Genomic DNA, 17,842 nt, shown 5'->3' with positions numbered 1-17,842 from the left:
GTTCTGGTATAAAGCTGCATCGTTTGCGGGCGAACACTCGCCGCAAGTATTGGTCGAATTTTTTTCACACCGTTGCAAGGTAAAGTCCATGAGCGAACGTCCCGAAGAGCCAAGCCAGGCTTCTGACGCCGAAAGCCTGCTACCGATCGATGAACATGTCGAAGAAGGGCATGACGCTGAAGGCCGTAAGGTCCGGCATCGTGGCATCTATTTGCTGCCCAATCTGTTCACTACGGCAAACCTGTTTGCCGGGTTCTATTCCATCATCAACTCAATGAGTGCCCAAAGCGCCCTGGCGGCGGGTGATGCGGCGAGCGCCAGCAAGTATTTCGGCTTTGCTGCCATCGCGATTTTCGTGGCCATGGTGCTGGATGGCCTTGATGGTCGTGTGGCGCGCATGACCAACACCCAAAGCGCCTTTGGTGCCGAGTATGACTCGCTATCGGACATGGTTGCCTTTGGTGTTGCACCTGCACTGCTGGCCTTCGCCTGGGCGCTGGGTGATATGGGTAAGGTTGGCTGGATGGTCGCCTTCATCTATGTTGCGGGTGCGGCGTTGCGTCTGGCTCGCTTCAATACCCAGGTGGGGACTGCTGACAAGCGTTACTTCATCGGTCTGGCCAGTCCGGCAGCGGCGGGCGTAGTGGCGGGTATCGTCTGGGCGTTCAGCGACTACGGCATCCAGGGTTCGAAAATGTCGTTCCTGGTGGCGTTGATGGTTGCTGCTGCCGGTATGCTGATGGTCAGCAATATCAAGTACAACAGCTTCAAGGAGCTTGACCTCAAGGGGCGCGTACCTTTCGTGGCGATCCTGGCAGTGGTACTGGTGTTTGCGGTGGTCTTCAGTGATCCTCCTCGGATTCTGCTGTTGGCCTTCCTGGTCTACGCCGCTTCGGGGCCGATTCAGTACTTGCTGCATATGCGCCGGGACAAAACGTTGCCTTAATGTAATTTCCCCCATACTCCGCAGTCTATTGGTGCATCAGTTCTCCAATGCTGCGGAGTTGCCATGTTAATCAAATTGCCCAAAGCGTCCGATTGCCAAGAATCGGATGTCACGCCTGAATCGTTCTACCTTTCTCGCCGTAGCTTGCTCGGTGGTGCGCTTGCCGGCATTGCTGCCAGCAGCCTGCCGCGTTGGGTCAGTGCTGACGAGGCCGCGCGTTATCCCGATGTTGAGCCTGGCAAGGCGCCCAATTGGTTTGCCGAAAAATTGCCGGCAACGAAATGGCAGGCGGTGACGGTCAAGGATGAGTCCATCACCCCCTTCAAGGACGCAACCCACTACAACAATTTCTATGAGTTTGGTACAGACAAGGGTGATCCTGCGAAAAATGCAGGCTCACTCAAGACCGAGCCCTGGAGTGTGGTGATCGATGGCGAGGTTGCAAAGCCGGGGCGTTACGCCCTTGAAGACTTCATGAAGCCCTATCAATTAGAAGAGCGGATCTACCGTTTACGCTGTGTCGAGGCGTGGTCGATGGTCATCCCGTGGATGGGTTTTCCGATCTCTGCCTTACTCAAGCAGGTTGAGCCGACCTCCAAGGCCAAATACATCCGCTTTGAAACCCTCCAGGATGCCAAGAGCATGCCTGGGCAGCGTTCGAGTTTTGGCTTGATTGACTGGCCTTATGTAGAAGGGCTGCGTCTGGATGAAGCGATGAACCCTTTGGCGATTCTTGCCGTTGGCATGTATGGGCGCGAGTTGCCCAATCAGAACGGTGCACCGTTGCGTCTGGTCGTACCTTGGAAGTACGGTTTCAAGAGCGTGAAATCCATCGTGCGTATCAGTCTTGTAAGCGAGCAGCCCAAAACCACTTGGCAGAGTATTGCGGCGGATGAGTATGGCTTCTATGCGAATGTGAACCCTACGGTGGATCATCCCCGCTGGACCCAGGCGCGGGAGCGTCGTCTGCCAAGTGGGCTGTTCAGTCCCAATGTGCGTGAGACGCAGATGTTCAATGGCTACTCGGATGAGGTCGCCTCTTTATATACAGGCCTCGATCTGCGGAAGAACTACTGATGCGTTACCCCATCTGGCGCATTGGCGTTTTTATAGCTGCGGCAGTGTGGCCGTTATTATGGCTGTATGATGCATGGAGTTTTGCCTTGGGGCCGGATCCGGGCAAGGTGCTGGTTGATCGGCTTGGCCTGGGTACCCTGATCCTCTTGCTGATTACCCTTGGAATGACGCCGCTGCAGAAACTGAGCGGTTGGGCGGGGTGGATCGCGGTGCGCCGGCAGCTTGGATTGTGGTGCTTTGCCTATGTAGTGCTGCATTTGGCGGCTTACTGTGTGTTTGTCCTGGGGCTGGATTGGTCGCAATTGGGTGTGGAGCTGCGTAAGCGGCCCTACATTATTGTGGGGGCGCTGGGGTTCTTGTCTTTGTTGGTGTTGGCGCTCACGTCGAATCGCTATAGCCAACGCCGACTGGGTAGTCGCTGGAAGAAGCTGCATCGGCTGGTGTATGTGATTCTTGGGCTTGGTCTGTTGCACATGCTGTGGATCGTGCGGGCTGATCTGAAGGAATGGGCTATCTATGCTTCTATAGGTGCGTTGCTTCTGGTACTGCGTGTACCGCCAGTGGCGCGCCGAATCCCCCGACTTATTACTAAAAAAGCACCCACTGCAACAAAAGCGTAATTAACGCTTGACCGCAGATTGTAGACGTCTATAATTCGCCCCACTTCCGGCGCAGTCGAAACGTAAAACTCCTTGGTAAACAAAGAGTTATGCAGAATAAGGCAGCGGATTGCTTCAGTTCATCGAAGCCCAGAAGGCGTTGGTAGAGTCGTGTTGTTTGGCGCTATTAACGATTCGATCTTCTCGGTCGAAAGCGGAGAAAAAGAGGTGTTGACAGCAGCGTGTAACGCTGTAGAATTCGCCTCCCGCTGACGAGAGATCGGAAGCGCAAGTGGTTGAAGTTGTTGAAGAAATCTTCGAAAGCTTCTGAAAATAATCACTTGACAGCAAATGAGGCTGCTGTAGAATGCGCGCCTCGGTTGAGACGAAAGCTCTTAACCAACCGCTCTTTAACAACTGAATCAAGCAATTCGTGTGGGTGCTTGTGGAGTCAGACTGATAGTCAACAAGATTATCAGCATCACAAGTTACTCCGCGAGAAATCAAAGATGTAACCAACGATTGCTGAGCCAAGTTTAGGGTTTCTTAAAAACCCAAAGATGTTTGAACTGAAGAGTTTGATCATGGCTCAGATTGAACGCTGGCGGCAGGCCTAACACATGCAAGTCGAGCGGTAGAGAGAAGCTTGCTTCTCTTGAGAGCGGCGGACGGGTGAGTAATGCCTAGGAATCTGCCTGGTAGTGGGGGATAACGTTCGGAAACGGACGCTAATACCGCATACGTCCTACGGGAGAAAGCAGGGGACCTTCGGGCCTTGCGCTATCAGATGAGCCTAGGTCGGATTAGCTAGTTGGTGGGGTAATGGCTCACCAAGGCGACGATCCGTAACTGGTCTGAGAGGATGATCAGTCACACTGGAACTGAGACACGGTCCAGACTCCTACGGGAGGCAGCAGTGGGGAATATTGGACAATGGGCGAAAGCCTGATCCAGCCATGCCGCGTGTGTGAAGAAGGTCTTCGGATTGTAAAGCACTTTAAGTTGGGAGGAAGGGCATTATTAATACTGCTGGTTTTGACGTTACCGACAGAATAAGCACCGGCTAACTCTGTGCCAGCAGCCGCGGTAATACAGAGGGTGCAAGCGTTAATCGGAATTACTGGGCGTAAAGCGCGCGTAGGTGGTTTGTTAAGTTGGATGTGAAATCCCCGGGCTCAACCTGGGAACTGCATTCAAAACTGACTGACTAGAGTATGGTAGAGGGTGGTGGAATTTCCTGTGTAGCGGTGAAATGCGTAGATATAGGAAGGAACACCAGTGGCGAAGGCGACCACCTGGACTGATACTGACACTGAGGTGCGAAAGCGTGGGGAGCAAACAGGATTAGATACCCTGGTAGTCCACGCCGTAAACGATGTCAACTAGCCGTTGGGAGCCTTGAGCTCTTAGTGGCGCAGCTAACGCATTAAGTTGACCGCCTGGGGAGTACGGCCGCAAGGTTAAAACTCAAATGAATTGACGGGGGCCCGCACAAGCGGTGGAGCATGTGGTTTAATTCGAAGCAACGCGAAGAACCTTACCAGGCCTTGACATCCAATGAACTTTCCAGAGATGGATGGGTGCCTTCGGGAACATTGAGACAGGTGCTGCATGGCTGTCGTCAGCTCGTGTCGTGAGATGTTGGGTTAAGTCCCGTAACGAGCGCAACCCTTGTCCTTAGTTACCAGCACGTAATGGTGGGCACTCTAAGGAGACTGCCGGTGACAAACCGGAGGAAGGTGGGGATGACGTCAAGTCATCATGGCCCTTACGGCCTGGGCTACACACGTGCTACAATGGTCGGTACAGAGGGTTGCCAAGCCGCGAGGTGGAGCTAATCCCAGAAAACCGATCGTAGTCCGGATCGCAGTCTGCAACTCGACTGCGTGAAGTCGGAATCGCTAGTAATCGCGAATCAGAATGTCGCGGTGAATACGTTCCCGGGCCTTGTACACACCGCCCGTCACACCATGGGAGTGGGTTGCACCAGAAGTAGCTAGTCTAACCTTCGGGAGGACGGTTACCACGGTGTGATTCATGACTGGGGTGAAGTCGTAACAAGGTAGCCGTAGGGGAACCTGCGGCTGGATCACCTCCTTAATCGACGACATCAGCTGCTCCATAAGTTCCCACACGAATTGCTTGATTCATTGAAGAAGACGATAAGAAGCAGCCTAAAGGGTTGTAGCTTAGTTGGTTAGAGCGCACCCCATGCTTTGTGGTAAAGAGCAGGGTGAGGTCGGCCTTAGCAGCTCGAAATTGGGTCTGTAGCTCAGTTGGTTAGAGCGCACCCCTGATAAGGGTGAGGTCGGCAGTTCGAATCTGCCCAGACCCACCAATTTTGTGTGGGAAACGCCTGTAGAAATACGGGGCCATAGCTCAGCTGGGAGAGCGCCTGCCTTGCACGCAGGAGGTCAACGGTTCGATCCCGTTTGGCTCCACCACTACTGCTTCTGCGTTATGAAAGCTTAGAAATGAGCATTCCATCAGTATGATGGTGAATGTTGATTTCTAGTCTTTGATTAGATCGTTCTTTAAAAATTTGGGTATGTGATAGAAAGATAGACTGAACGTTACTTTCACTGGTAACGGATCAGGCTAAGGTAAAATTTGTGAGTGGCTCTTAATTGAGTATGATCGAATTTTCGGCGAATGTCGTCTTCACAGTATAACCAGATTGCTTGGGGTTATATGGTCAAGTGAAGAAGCGCATACGGTGGATGCCTTGGCAGTCAGAGGCGATGAAAGACGTGGTAGCCTGCGAAAAGCTTCGGGGAGTCGGCAAACAGACTTTGATCCGGAGATGTCTGAATGGGGGAACCCAGCCATCATAAGATGGTTATCTTGTACTGAATACATAGGTGCAAGAGGCGAACCAGGGGAACTGAAACATCTAAGTACCCTGAGGAAAAGAAATCAACCGAGATTCCCTTAGTAGTGGCGAGCGAACGGGGACTAGCCCTTAAGTGGCTTTGAGATTAGCGGAACGCTCTGGAAAGTGCGGCCATAGTGGGTGATAGCCCTGTACGCGAAAATCTCTTAGTCATGAAATCGAGTAGGACGGAGCACGAGAAACTTTGTCTGAATATGGGGGGACCATCCTCCAAGGCTAAATACTACTGACTGACCGATAGTGAACTAGTACCGTGAGGGAAAGGCGAAAAGAACCCCGGAGAGGGGAGTGAAATAGATCCTGAAACCGTATGCGTACAAGCAGTGGGAGCCCACTTTGTTGGGTGACTGCGTACCTTTTGTATAATGGGTCAGCGACTTATTTTCAGTGGCGAGCTTAACCGAATAGGGGAGGCGTAGCGAAAGCGAGTCTTAATAGGGCGTCTAGTCGCTGGGAATAGACCCGAAACCGGGCGATCTATCCATGGGCAGGTTGAAGGTTGGGTAACACTAACTGGAGGACCGAACCGACTACCGTTGAAAAGTTAGCGGATGACCTGTGGATCGGAGTGAAAGGCTAATCAAGCTCGGAGATAGCTGGTTCTCCTCGAAAGCTATTTAGGTAGCGCCTCATGTATCACTGTAGGGGGTAGAGCACTGTTTCGGCTAGGGGGTCATCCCGACTTACCAAACCGATGCAAACTCCGAATACCTACAAGTGCCGAGCATGGGAGACACACGGCGGGTGCTAACGTCCGTCGTGAAAAGGGAAACAACCCAGACCGTCAGCTAAGGTCCCAAAGTTATGGTTAAGTGGGAAACGATGTGGGAAGGCTTAGACAGCTAGGAGGTTGGCTTAGAAGCAGCCACCCTTTAAAGAAAGCGTAATAGCTCACTAGTCGAGTCGGCCTGCGCGGAAGATGTAACGGGGCTCAAACCATACACCGAAGCTACGGGTATCACGTAAGTGATGCGGTAGAGGAGCGTTCTGTAAGCCTGTGAAGGTGAGTTGAGAAGCTTGCTGGAGGTATCAGAAGTGCGAATGCTGACATGAGTAACGATAATGGGTGTGAAAAACACCCACGCCGAAAGACCAAGGTTTCCTGCGCAACGTTAATCGACGCAGGGTTAGTCGGTCCCTAAGGCGAGGCTGAAAAGCGTAGTCGATGGAAAACAGGTTAATATTCCTGTACTTCTGGTTATTGCGATGGAGGGACGGAGAAGGCTAGGCCAGCTTGGCGTTGGTTGTCCAAGTTTAAGGTGGTAGGCTGGAATCTTAGGTAAATCCGGGATTCTAAGGCCGAGAGCTGATGACGAGTTACCTTTTAGGTAACGAAGTGGTTGATGCCATGCTTCCAAGAAAAGCTTCTAAGCTTCAGGTAACCAGGAACCGTACCCCAAACCGACACAGGTGGTTGGGTAGAGAATACCAAGGCGCTTGAGAGAACTCGGGTGAAGGAACTAGGCAAAATGGCACCGTAACTTCGGGAGAAGGTGCGCCGGTGAGGGTGAAGGACTTGCTCCGTAAGCCCATGCCGGTCGAAGATACCAGGCCGCTGCGACTGTTTATTAAAAACACAGCACTCTGCAAACACGAAAGTGGACGTATAGGGTGTGACGCCTGCCCGGTGCCGGAAGGTTAATTGATGGGGTTAGCTAACGCGAAGCTCTTGATCGAAGCCCCGGTAAACGGCGGCCGTAACTATAACGGTCCTAAGGTAGCGAAATTCCTTGTCGGGTAAGTTCCGACCTGCACGAATGGCGTAACGATGGCGGCGCTGTCTCCACCCGAGACTCAGTGAAATTGAAATCGCTGTGAAGATGCAGTGTATCCGCGGCTAGACGGAAAGACCCCGTGAACCTTTACTATAGCTTTGCACTGGACTTTGAATTTGCTTGTGTAGGATAGGTGGGAGGCTTTGAAGCGTGGACGCCAGTCTGCGTGGAGCCAACCTTGAAATACCACCCTGGCAACTTTGAGGTTCTAACTCAGGTCCGTTATCCGGATCGAGGACAGTGTATGGTGGGTAGTTTGACTGGGGCGGTCTCCTCCTAAAGAGTAACGGAGGAGTACGAAGGTGCGCTCAGACCGGTCGGAAATCGGTCGTAGAGTATAAAGGCAAAAGCGCGCTTGACTGCGAGACAGACACGTCGAGCAGGTACGAAAGTAGGTCTTAGTGATCCGGTGGTTCTGTATGGAAGGGCCATCGCTCAACGGATAAAAGGTACTCCGGGGATAACAGGCTGATACCGCCCAAGAGTTCATATCGACGGCGGTGTTTGGCACCTCGATGTCGGCTCATCACATCCTGGGGCTGAAGCCGGTCCCAAGGGTATGGCTGTTCGCCATTTAAAGTGGTACGCGAGCTGGGTTTAGAACGTCGTGAGACAGTTCGGTCCCTATCTGCCGTGGACGTTTGAGATTTGAGAGGGGCTGCTCCTAGTACGAGAGGACCGGAGTGGACGAACCTCTGGTGTTCCGGTTGTCACGCCAGTGGCATTGCCGGGTAGCTATGTTCGGAATAGATAACCGCTGAAAGCATCTAAGCGGGAAACTAGCCTCAAGATGAGATCTCACTGGGACCTTGAGTCCCCTGAAGGGCCGTCGAAGACTACGACGTTGATAGGTTGGGTGTGTAAGCGCTGTGAGGCGTTGAGCTAACCAATACTAATTGCCCGTGAGGCTTGACCATATAACACCCAAGCAATTTGACTACTCGAAAGAGCATCAGATTGCGGTGTGTGAAGACGCAATGAACCGAAAGTTCGAGATTTCACAAAGCACCGACAGCTGTCACATACCCAATTTGCTGAAGCGAGGCCAGCCGGCCACGACTCAGTACCCGAATTTCTTGACGACCATAGAGCATTGGAACCACCTGATCCCATCCCGAACTCAGCAGTGAAACGATGCATCGCCGATGGTAGTGTGGGGTTTCCCCATGTGAGAGTAGGTCATCGTCAAGATTAAATTCCGAAACCCCATTTGCGAGAGCAGATGGGGTTTTGTTTTGGGCGCTCGAAAAGTGCGAAGAGGCGCCTCGGCAGGGTCTTCAGTGCTAAAGTCCATGCCCTCGATTTTGCTTTTCCCAAGGAAGCCGTTATGCCGGATGCGACGTCCCTCAGCGCTGGATTCATGGTGGTTCACGGCAACCGCTTGGACGAACTGCGCAGCCTGGTGGTGAGTTGGATGCGCCGTTATCCCCTGGCGCCTCTGGAAAACGAAATCGCCTTGGTACAAAGCAACGGCATTGCCCAGTGGCTCAAACTGGCCTTGGCTGAAGACCCGCAAGACGACGATATGGGAGGCTGCGGAATTGCCGCCGCCATTGATGTACAGCTCCCCGGCAGCTTCATGTGGCAGCTCTATCGCATGGTCCTGGGACGTGACGAAATCCCTCCAAAATCCCTGCTCGATAAAGCCCCGCTCACTTGGCGCCTGATGCGCCTGCTCCCGGAACTCATCGATCAACAGCACTTCGAGCCGTTGCAACGCTTCTTGACCCACGACTCCGACCTGCGCAAACGCTACCAACTGGCGGAACGACTGGCTGACCTGTTCGACCAATACCAGGTCTACCGCGCTGACTGGCTGGAAGACTGGGCTGCCGGCCGCCATCAATTGCGTAATGGTCGAGGCGAATCAAAGCCACTCAACCCTGCCAATTGTTGGCAAGCCGAGTTATGGCGCGCGCTGCTGTTGGACGTCGGTGAAGAGGGCATGGCCGAAAGCCGCGCCGGCGTGCACCAGCGCTTTATCGAACGTATCAATGCGCTTGAGCAAGCACCGAAGGGATTGCCTTCCCGGGTGATTGTCTTCGGGATTTCCTCCCTACCCGCCCAAGCGCTTGAGGCGCTGGCCGGCCTGGCCCGTTTCAGCCAAGTCCTGCTGTGCGTGCACAACCCGTGTCGCCACCATTGGTCCGACATCGTGGCCGACAAAGACCTGCTGCGTAACGAATACAAACGCCAGGCGCGTAAAGCCGGCATGCCCGTTACTATCGACCCACAAACCCTGCACCAACACGCCCATCCGCTGTTGGCCGCCTGGGGCAAACAAGGTCGCGACTACATCAGCCTGCTGGACAGTTACGACGATCCCAACAGCTACCGCGCCGCTTTTCGCGATGGTCGAATCGACCTGTTCAGCGACAGCGAACCCACCACACTGCTCAACCAGCTTCAGGACGATATCCTCGAACTGCGCCCGCTCAATGAGACTCGGGAACAATGGCCGGCTGTCGATCTGGAGCGTGATACATCCATCCGCTTCCACATTGCCCACAGTGCCCAACGCGAAGTAGAGATTCTCCACGACCAATTGCTCCAACGCTTCAGCGCCGACCCCACGCTTCGCCCAAGGGACATCATCGTCATGGTCCCCGACGTCGACAGCTATGCGCCGCATATTCGCGCGGTATTCGGGCAACTGGACAGAATCGATCCCCGCTTCATTCCCTTTACCCTCACCGATCAAGGCCAGCGCGGCCGCGATCCCCTGCTGATCGCCGTTGAACACTTGCTCAAACTCCCTGACAGCCGCTTCCCCGTCAGCGAGATTCTCGATCTGTTGGACGTCCCGGCCTTGCGCGAACGCTTCGCCATCAAGGAGCGCGATTTGCCCACGCTGCACCGCTGGATCGAAGGCGCTGGCATCCGTTGGGGCCTCAACGCCGAGCAACGTGCGGGGCTCGGTCTGCCGAGTGAACTGGAACAAAACAGCTGGCGATTCGGTCTTCGCCGTATGCTTCTAGGCTACGCCGTCGGCACCGGTGCAGCCTGCGAAGGCATTGAGCCTTACGACGAAATCGGCGGGCTTGATGCGGCCTTGATCGGCCCGCTGGTCGCTTTGCTCGATGCGCTCAGCGATGCCCATCAAGCGCTGTCACAACCCGCAGCACCCCACGAATGGGGCGAGCGTCTGCAACGCCTTATGCAACTCTTCTTCCTACCCAGCAGCGAGCACGACGACTATCTGTTGGGTCAGCTTGAGCAACTCAGGGAAACCTGGTTGGAAACCTGCGAGTCCGTTGGCCTGCAGGATGAGTTACCGCTTACCGTAGTCCGCGAAGCCTGGCTGGCCGGCCTGGATCAAGGCCGTCTGTCCCAGCGCTTCCTCGCCGGAGCTGTCAATTTTTGCACCCTGATGCCCATGCGCGCCATCCCCTTCAAACTCGTCTGCCTGCTCGGCATGAACGACGGCGACTACCCACGCGCCCAGCCACCGCTGGATTTCGACCTGATGGGCAGCGACTACCGTCCCGGCGACCGTTCGCGCCGTGAAGATGACCGTTACCTGCTGCTCGAAGCCCTGTTGTCCGCCCGCGACCAGCTCTATATCAGCTGGGTCGGCCGTAGCATCCGCGATAACAGCGAGCGCCCGGCCTCTGTACTCATCGGCCAACTGCGCGACCATATCGCCAGTGGCTGGCACAACGCACAAGAAACACCGCTACTGGACGCGATGACCCAGGAACACCCGCTCCAACCCTTCAGCGCCCGCTATTTCCACGAAGGTGATCCACTGTTCAGCTACGCCCGCGAATGGCAGTTACTCCACGAAGCTGTGGATAACGTCCCAAAAGAGGGTCAACTGGCGCATCATCAACAGGAAGAACCCCTGAGTCTCGGCCAGTTGCAGGATTTCCTACGCAACCCGGTCAAACACTTCTTCAGCCAGCGTCTGAAAGTGTTCTTCGAAGCCGCCGAAGTACCCCTGGCCGATGAAGAGCCCTTCGTGCTTGACGCGCTGCAACGCTACAACCTGAGCGACAGCCTGTTGAACGCTGCGCTGTCCCAGCCCGAACACCTCGACCAGGCCCTCAACGCCCAGGCCCTGCGGCTGCAAGGCAGTGGCCTGTTGCCGATGGTTGGTTTCGGCGAGTGCCTGCGCAACGAACTCATTGAGCCCCTGCCCGACTTGTTGCAACGCTACCAGCAGTTGCTGGCGCTCTGGCCAACGCCACACACCGCTGCAGAACCGATCAGTTTCGAGCATCAAGGTATAGCGCTGGAAGGCTGGATCAGCGGCCTGCATCGACGCAGTGATGGCGGATTGCTGAGTGTCACCACCATCCCCAATAGCATCGGCTCGATCAAAACACGCAAATGGCATCGCCTGATTCGTCCTTGGGTCAATCATGTGGTGGCCTGCGCCTGCGGCCTGTCGTTGAGCACGGGGTTGGTGGCCAGCGACGATACGTTGCTACTGGCCCCGCTGGATAAGCCCATCGCCCGGGAAATCCTCGGCAACCTGCTGTTGGCCTGGCACAGCGGCATGAGAGAGCCGCTCCCGGTAGCCGTCAAGACCGCCTTCGCCTGGCTCAGCCAGACCGATCCGGTCAAAGCCCACGCCGCCGCGAGCAAAGCCTATGAAGGTGACGGCCTGACCACCGACGGCGAGCGTCGCGAAACCCCGGCGCTCACCCGACAGTTCCCCGATTACGCCGCCCTGGTCGCCAGCGAAGAGTTCGAAGGCTGGTGCGAAACCTTGTATCGACCGCTCATCAACGCCCCATGGCGATCACTCACAGGCGAGGAGGCCGGCCCATGAGCAGCAAACCCTTGGCCCTGGCCTTCCCGTTGAATGGCAGCCAGCTGATTGAAGCCAGCGCCGGCACCGGCAAAACCTTCACCATCTCCGCCTTGTACCTGCGTCTGGTCCTTGGCCACGGTGACAGTGAGTCCGGTTTTGGCCGTGAACTGCTGCCGCCGCAAATCCTCGTGGTGACCTTTACCGATGCCGCCACCAAAGAGCTGCGCGAACGCATCCGCATGCGTTTGGCCGAGGCCGCACGTTTCTTCCGCGAAGAGATTGAACAGCCCGACGCGCTGATCGCCGACCTGCGTGCGCAATACCTCCCCGAGCAATGGCCCGCCTGCGCCAACCGCCTGGACATCGCAGCCCAGTGGATGGATGAGGCGGCGGTTTCCACGATTCACAGTTGGTGCCAGCGCATGCTGCGCGAACACGCGTTCGACAGCGGCAGCCTGTTCACCCAGACCCTGGAAACCGACCACAGTGACCTGCTCGGCGAAGTGCTTCGCGATTATTGGCGACTGTTCTGCTACCCGATGCACGACGACGCCCTCAACTGGGTACGCAGCAACTGGGGCGGTCCGGCCGCGTTGATGCCACGGGTACGCGCACTGTTCGGCAGCGAACGGCCGACGGATGAAACCCGCGAACCCGCCGAGTTGATCAACGCTTGCCTGCAAGAACGCCGTGAAGCGTTGATAAACATCAAGGCTCCCTGGCAACAATGGGCCGTCGAGTTGCGCGAAATCTGCCTGCAAGCCGTAGCCGCCAAAGCCGTCGACGGCCGCAAGATGCAAGCGCGTTACTTCGAGCCCTGGTTCGAAAAGATCAGCGCCTGGGCCGCTGACGAAACCCTGGAACAGCTGGATATTGGCACCGGCTTCACCCGCCTCACCCCCGACGGCATGGCCGAAGCCTGGAAGGGCGACCCGCCGCAACACCCCGGCATCGACGCCATGGCCGGCCTCAAGGCCGCCCTCGACGCGCTGCCAACCCCCGACGCCGCGGTGTTGCAACACGCTGCCGGTTGGGTGGGCAAGCGCTTTGAAGAAGAAAAACGCCGGCGTGCCGAAATGGGCTTCGACGACATGCTGATCCGCCTCAACGCCGCCCTGCAAACCGATGGCGGCGAGCGCCTGGCCAGTGTGATCCGCGAGCAGTTCCCGGTGGCCCTGATCGACGAATTCCAGGACACCGACCCGGTGCAATACAGCATCTTCGACAGCATTTACCGCATCGAAGAGAACCACCTCGACAGCGGCCTGTTCCTGATTGGCGACCCCAAGCAAGCCATCTACGCCTTCCGCGGCGCCGATATCTACACCTACCTGCGTGCGCGCAAATCCACGCTCGGCCGTCATCACACCCTGGGCACCAACTTCCGTTCCAGCCATGCGATGGTCGACGCGGTGAACCACGTGTTCCTGCGCGCGGAAACCGGCCGCGGCGCGTTCCTGTTCCGGGAGTCGAACGGCGACAACCCGGTGCCGTTCCATCCGGTGCTATCCCAAGGCCGTAAGGAAAAACTGCAGGTCGACGGCCAAACGTTGCCGGCAATGAACCTGTGGCACCTGCCCACCGACCAGCCGGTTTCCAACGCGGTGTACCGCCAACAACTGGCCGGTGCCTGTGCCACCCGGATTGTCGAGCTGCTCAACGGCGGGCAGCAAGGTACGGCCGGTTTCCTGCAAGCGGACGACAGCTTCAAAGGCGTACTGCCGTCGGACATCGCCATCCTCGTGCGCGACGGCAAGGAAGCCCAGGCCGTGCGCGCCGAGTTGGCCGCCCGTGGCGTGCGTAGCGTGTACCTGTCCGACAAGGACTCTGTCTTCGCCGCCCAGGAAGCCCACGACCTGCTCGCCTGGCTCAAGGCCTGTGCCGAGCCGGACGTCGAGCGGCCGCTGCGGGCTGCCCTGGCTTGCGTCACCTTGAACCTGTCACTGCCGGAACTGGAGCGTCTGAACCAGGACGAACTGGCGTGGGAAAGCCGCGTGATGCAGTTCCGAGGCTACCGCACGATCTGGCGCACCCAAGGCGTGTTGCCGATGCTGCGTCGCCTGCTGCACGACTTCAAACTGCCGCAAACCCTGATCGCCCGCAGCGACGGCGAACGTGTGCTGACCAACCTGTTGCACCTCAGCGAGTTGTTGCAGCAAGCCGCGTCGGAACTGGACGGCGAACAGGCGTTGATCCGCCACCTGGCCGAACACCTGGCGTTGTCCGGCCAGGCCGGCGAAGAGCAAATCCTGCGCCTGGAAAGTGACGAGCAACTGGTCAAGGTGGTGACCATTCACAAATCCAAGGGCCTGGAGTACGACCTGGTCTTCCTGCCTTTCATCTGCTCGGCCAAGCCGGTCGACGGCAGTCGCCTGCCGCTGCATTACCACGATGAACACGGCAAATCCCACGTCAGCCTGCGCCCGACCGCCGAGTTGATCGCCCAGGCCGACGATGAGCGCCTGGCCGAAGACCTGCGTTTGTTCTACGTAGCCCTGACCCGCGCCAAACATGCCTGCTGGCTCGGCGTTGCCGACCTCAAGCGTGGCAACAGCAGCAGCTCGGTACTGCACCTGTCGGCGCTGGGTTACCTGCTCGGCGCCGGTGCGTCGTTGAGTGAATCCGCCGGCCTCGCGCGTTGGCTGTTGGATCTGCAGGACGGCTGCCCGGCCATCCACTACGCCCCAGTGCCCGACGCCCAGGACATCCTGTTCCACCCGCCGCGCAACACTGCCCACTTGCTCGCGCCCTTGTTACCTAAGCGCAAGGCCGCCGAGAACTGGTGGATCGCGTCCTACAGTGCCTTGCGCATTGGCGACAGCATGAGCGTCGCCCACCTTGAAGCGCCCGAAAGCCCACAGGCGCAAAAGCTGTTCGATGACGAACGCCTCGATCCCGACGCACCGCGTGAAGTGGCAGCGTCCGGCGCAGACATTCACCGTTTCCCACGCGGTCCGAACCCCGGCACCTTCCTTCACGGCCTGCTGGAGTGGGCCGGGGAAGAAGGCTTCAACGTGACCTCGCAAGCGATCGAACAAGCCGTAGGCGCGCGCTGCAATCGCCGCAACTGGGAAGGCTGGATCGTCACCCTCAGCGACTGGCTGGGCCATCTGCTGCACACGCCGCTGCCGGTGGATAACGACCAGGTCGCCCTGAGCAACCTGCAGCACTACCAGATTGAAATGGAGTTCTGGTTCGCCAGCCATAAAGTCGACGTGCTCGCCCTCGACAAGCTGGTGTGCCAGTACACCCACAACGGTGTGTCCCGCGTCGCCGCCGAAGCAGTGCTGCTCAACGGCATGTTCAAGGGTTTTATCGACCTTACCTTCGAACATGACGGCCGCTACTACGTGGCCGACTACAAATCCAACTGGCTCGGTCCCGACGATTCGGCCTACACCCAGGACGCCATGGAACAGTCGATCCTCGAACATCGGTACGACCTGCAATACGTGCTTTACCTGCTCGCCCTGCATCGCCAACTCAAGGCGCGCCTGCCGGACTATGACTACGACCGTCATGTCGGCGGCGCGCTGTACCTGTTCCTGCGCGGCACCCAGGCTGTCAGCCGAGGGGCGTTTTTCACCCGGCCGCCACGGGACCTGATCGAGGGCCTGGACCTGCTGTTCCAGGGCAAGCCCATCCCGCCCAAGGCTGAGCCTGCCTGGGAACAAGGAGTGTTGTTATGAGCCTGTCGCCGTTACCGCTTGAGGCGTTAGCGCCCTTGAGCCGCGCCGCCGACCTGGTGAGCCTGCTGGAGCGTTGGGTTGACCGGGGGTGGCTGCGGGCGTTGGACAAGGCGTTCGTAGGCTTCCTGCACGAGCTCGATCCACACGCCGACCCCTTGGTGCTACTGGCGGCGGCGCTGACCAGCCATCAACTCGGCCACGGCCATGTGTGCCTGGACCTGTTCGAAACCCTCAACGCGCCGGATTTTGCCCTGTCCCTGCCGCCCGAAGGCGACCTGCAAAGCGGCGCCATGCTGCTGCCGTCGCAGTTGCTCGACGGCCTTGATGGCGCCCGCTGGTGCCACGCCCTGGCCGCCAGCCCGTTGGTCGCCCTGGCGCTGGACGGCAGCGAATCGGCACACAGTCGTCCCTTGGTACTGTCGGGCAAACGCCTGTACCTGCGCCGTTACTGGACTTACGAACGACGTATCGACAGCGCCTTGCGCCTGCGTCTTGCCACCCAGGAAAGCGTCGCCGCCGATTTGCCCCAGCGCTTGAATGGCTTGTTTGACCAACCGGCGCCCGATGGCGTGATCGACTGGCAGAAACTCGCCTGCGCCCTGGCCACCCGCGGTGCATTCAGCATCGTCACCGGCGGCCCCGGCACCGGCAAGACCACCACCGTGGTACGCCTGCTCGCGCTGTTGCAGGCGCCGGCCGTTGAGTCCGGCAGCCCACTGCGCATCCGCTTGGCCGCGCCGACCGGTAAGGCCGCCGCGCGCTTGACCGAATCCATCAGCCAGCAAGTGCTGTCGCTGACAGTGCCGCAAAGCGTGAAGGAAAAGATCCCGACCCAGGTCACCACGGTCCACCGCTTGCTGGGCAGTCGCCCGGGCACTCGGCACTTCCGCCATCACCTTGGCAACCCGTTGCCTCTGGATGTACTGGTGGTGGACGAAGCCTCGATGATCGACCTGGAAATGATGGCTAACCTGCTGGATGCGTTACCGCCCCATGCCCGCCTGGTGCTGCTGGGCGACAAGGACCAACTCGCCTCGGTGGAGGCCGGCGCCGTACTCGGTGATTTGTGCCGCGATGCCGAAGCCGGCTGGTACAGCCCCGACACCCGCCAATGGCTGCAAACCGTCAGCGGCGAAGACCTCAGCGCCAGTGGCCTGCACGAAGACCTCGATGGCAGCCATCCCTTGGCTCAGCAAGTGGTGATGCTGCGCTACTCGCGGCGTTTCGGCGAAGGCAGCGGCATCGGCCAACTGGCGCGCTGGGTCAACCAGCAAAACGCCGACGAGGCGCGCAAGCTGCTGGCCGCGCGCAGCCACAGCGACCTGTTCTGCGTCAGCCTCAAAGGTGAGCACGACCACGCCCTGGAGCGCCTGGTGCTGGACGGGCAGGGCGACGGCGCCCAGGGTTATCGCTATTACCTCAACCTGCTGCACAGCGCGCGCCCCACCGTCGACACCCCGCGCGATGACCTCGCCTGGACCCACTGGGCCCAGCAACTGCTGCAAGCCTTCGATGCGTTCCAACTGCTCTGCGCCGTGCGCAAGGGGCCTTGGGGGGTGGAAGGGCTGAACCTGCGCATCACGGCCGCCTTGCGCAAAGTGCGGCTGATCGAGGGGGATGAGCAATGGTACGAAGGCCGTCCGGTGTTGATGACGCGCAACGACTACGGCCTGGGCTTGATGAACGGCGATATCGGCATTGCCCTCAAACTGCCTGAAAGCGACGGCGGCCCCCAGGTGCTGCGGGTGGCTTTCCCACGTAACGATGGCCAGGGTGGCGTGCGCTTTGTCCTGCCCAGCCGTCTCAATGATGTGGAAACCGTGTACGCCATGACCGTGCACAAATCCCAGGGCTCGGAGTTCACCCACACCGCATTGATCCTGCCGGACGCGCTGAACCCGGTGCTCACCAAAGAGTTGATCTACACCGGCATCACCCGCGCCAAGCGCTGGTTCAGCCTGATCGAACCCCGGGGCGGGGTGTTTGAAGAGGCCGTGCGCCGCAAGGTCAAACGCTTGAGTGGGTTGATGCTGGAGTTGGGTCAGGAGTCAGAAATATCTGACGCTGTGCTATCGTTGCGGCATCACCCCGAAAACACCTGAGA

The 17,842-nt window shown here is 58.0% G+C and carries 6 protein-coding genes, 2 tRNA genes and 3 rRNA genes; all 11 read left to right on the top strand.

Annotated elements, in window-relative coordinates; genetic code table 11:
- The first annotated feature begins 88 nt into the window (after positions 1–88).
- The 11 genes from pssA (at position 89) to recD (ending at position 17,840) form a co-directional block, all read left to right on the top strand.
- Positions 89–946 (top strand): CDP-diacylglycerol--serine O-phosphatidyltransferase, encoded by an 858-nt coding sequence (gene pssA / locus FX984_RS14500; RefSeq protein WP_027605398.1) that lies wholly within the window; start codon positions 89–91, stop codon positions 944–946.
- A 63-nt stretch (positions 947–1,009) separates the two neighbouring features.
- On the top strand, positions 1,010–2,023 hold the full coding sequence (msrP, locus tag FX984_RS14495; RefSeq protein ID WP_027605399.1) for a protein-methionine-sulfoxide reductase catalytic subunit MsrP: 1,014 nt from the start codon (positions 1,010–1,012) through the stop codon (positions 2,021–2,023).
- Positions 2,023–2,643 carry a protein-methionine-sulfoxide reductase heme-binding subunit MsrQ gene (msrQ, locus tag FX984_RS14490; RefSeq protein ID WP_027605400.1) on the top strand — a complete coding sequence of 207 codons (621 nt, stop codon included), beginning with the start codon at positions 2,023–2,025 and terminating at the stop codon, positions 2,641–2,643. Before msrP ends, msrQ begins: the two co-directional genes overlap by 1 nt.
- Before the next feature lie 545 nt (positions 2,644–3,188).
- A 16S ribosomal RNA gene (locus tag FX984_RS14480) occupies positions 3,189–4,722 on the top strand.
- A 161-nt stretch (positions 4,723–4,883) separates the two neighbouring features.
- A tRNA-Ile gene (locus FX984_RS14475) sits at positions 4,884–4,960 on the top strand.
- Between the two features lie 30 nt (positions 4,961–4,990).
- Positions 4,991–5,066 (top strand) — tRNA-Ala (locus FX984_RS14470).
- Positions 5,067–5,315: 249 nt separating this feature from the next.
- Positions 5,316–8,207: ribosomal RNA gene (locus FX984_RS14465) — 23S ribosomal RNA — on the top strand.
- Between the two features lie 158 nt (positions 8,208–8,365).
- Positions 8,366–8,481: ribosomal RNA gene (gene rrf, locus FX984_RS14460) — 5S ribosomal RNA — on the top strand.
- The 16S, 23S and 5S rRNA genes sit together here with 2 tRNA genes alongside, the layout of an rRNA operon.
- A gap of 136 nt (positions 8,482–8,617) precedes the next feature.
- Positions 8,618–12,067 carry an exodeoxyribonuclease V subunit gamma gene (gene recC / locus FX984_RS14455; protein WP_146478281.1) on the top strand — a complete coding sequence of 1,150 codons (3,450 nt, stop codon included), beginning with the start codon at positions 8,618–8,620 and terminating at the stop codon, positions 12,065–12,067.
- A complete protein-coding gene (gene recB, locus FX984_RS14450; protein WP_092359352.1) occupies positions 12,064–15,738 on the top strand; it encodes an exodeoxyribonuclease V subunit beta in 3,675 nt (1,224 codons plus the stop codon). Before recC ends, recB begins: the two co-directional genes overlap by 4 nt.
- Positions 15,735–17,840: an exodeoxyribonuclease V subunit alpha gene (gene recD, locus FX984_RS14445; protein ID WP_146478282.1), complete on the top strand. Its 2,106-nt coding sequence runs from the start codon at positions 15,735–15,737 to the stop codon at positions 17,838–17,840. The genes recB and recD overlap by 4 nt, the downstream gene beginning before the upstream one ends.
- Positions 17,841–17,842 lie beyond the last annotated feature (2 nt).

Source organism: Pseudomonas marginalis, assembly GCF_008692035.1.
In the GTDB taxonomy this organism is placed as follows: Bacteria; Pseudomonadota; Gammaproteobacteria; order Pseudomonadales; family Pseudomonadaceae; genus Aquipseudomonas; species Aquipseudomonas marginalis.
The sequence above is the reverse complement of the archived record's forward strand: the minus strand, read 5'-3'. Positions and strand labels throughout refer to the sequence as shown.